Source organism: Anaerolineales bacterium (assembly GCA_022866145.1).
GTDB lineage: Bacteria > Chloroflexota > Anaerolineae > Anaerolineales > E44-bin32 > PFL42.
Window position 1 is genome coordinate 1 of record JALHUE010000064.1, and the last position, 1,513, is coordinate 1,513.

3 protein-coding genes are annotated in these 1,513 nt (G+C 64.6%); all 3 read right to left on the reverse strand.

Annotated elements, in window-relative coordinates; all coding sequences use genetic code 11:
• On the reverse strand, positions 1–345 hold a 345-nt coding region (locus tag MUO23_01935), incomplete at its 3' end, for a hypothetical protein (GenBank protein ID MCJ7511714.1).
• A gap of 3 nt (positions 346–348) precedes the next feature.
• A complete protein-coding gene (locus tag MUO23_01940; protein ID MCJ7511715.1) occupies positions 349–1,020 on the reverse strand; it encodes an acylneuraminate cytidylyltransferase family protein in 672 nt (223 codons plus the stop codon).
• Positions 1,021–1,135: 115 nt separating this feature from the next.
• Positions 1,136–1,513, reverse strand: a 378-nt coding sequence (locus tag MUO23_01945; GenBank protein ID MCJ7511716.1) for a hypothetical protein, incomplete at its 5' end; no start/stop codon positions are given.

A 1,513-nucleotide genomic window follows, 5' to 3' on the forward strand; every position in this document is an offset into this window, starting at 1 on the left:
GTCGGGTGTGTTGTACACCTGGATGCCCAGTTGGGTCGCCGCCTCACGATCGATGGAATCGATGCCCGTGCCCCACTTGGAGATCACTCGCAGTCTGGGTGCGCAAGCTTGGAGAACCCGGGAGGTGAACTGGTCGTCACCGCAGATCACCCCATCGACCTTGCCGGCGTAGTGGAGCAGAGCCTCTTCCTCCAACCGCTCCACTACCGGCGCGATCCAGGTCTCGATCCCGGCCGTGTCAAAGAGCGGCCGGAACCTGGACATGGACGGGATCAGATAGGGCGCCGAGACCAGAACCTTCAACCCGCTCTCCCCTGTGCGAGGAACCGACTGCTGCTTAGCCATCGCTCAACCTCGGCCCGCCAGCAGGCCCTCGACCAGACGGAACTCCTCCTCATCATCGATGTCCAACGCCTCCCTTGCGGGGATCTCGAACAACAACGGATGCTCGCCGATGCGGTTCTTGCGGCGGAGAAACCCCTCGCGCTCAAAGAGATAGAGGCAGGAGTTCTCCTCATACACAGGCGGCAGGTCCTGGGTGTTAAGCAGTACGGCCGGATCGTGGTTAACCGGGTTGCCGGCAGCGTCCCACAGGCGTTTCTGCCAGCGAGTGACACTGAAGAGCGAATCGTGCTGCGGCAATGCCTGGCGAAATGCGCGGACCGCGGCCGCGATGCTGCCGGCCGAGAGCAGCGGGTTGGTGCTGTGTGTCTGCAGGTAGAAAGGCGCGGGGATGGCCGCCGCGTCATGCAGCAGAACCCGGTTCATCGAGATCGAGCCATCCCGCAACTCCGGAGGCCGGTCGAGGAGCGTCACCTCCGGGAAGGCCTCGCCGATCCCTCGCCGGATCTCTGGGCTATCGGTATCGACCACGATGCGTGACACGGCGCCAGACTGCAGCAGGCTGTCCAGGATGTAGGCATACAGCGGACGGCCATTCAACAGACGGTAGTTCTTGCCCGGCACCCGCTGGCTGTGGTGGCGCATCGGCACCAGGGCGACGATCTCGAGTTCGCTCAAGATTCCGACCCTCCATTGCCACGGCCTGGCCATCCGCAGGTGTGACCAGGGGATCCGGCTGCTCCCGCCATAGGACGGGCCGCCACCCTGCTCCGCTTCGAGGCCAGCCTGGCTTTCACTCTGCCCCCGGCGTGAGCGGTGGCTCATTTCCGGTGGGATGCCTCCCGCCGGCCGGACGGTCATAGGCGATGGGATCCACCGGTCGGGCGGAAGGGTCTGCTGCGCGACCCAGACCACGCGGGTAGTAGAACGTCTGCTTCAACTGGCTGGTTAGGCCTCCGGCCATGCGCCACCCCTGATAGCTTCCCCAGAACTGCAGGAAACGGAAGCTCAGAATTCCGGCCAGCTCGCGACGAAGCCGGCCGTCGTGGGCGGCGTGCCATAGGTCCGTGCCGGCATTGCTGAGAAACAGCCGTGCAGCATCCAGCCAGGTGATCCGCTCCTGAGGTCGGATCCTGCGCAGGGCCATCGCTTCCCGACGGTAGCGATTGTA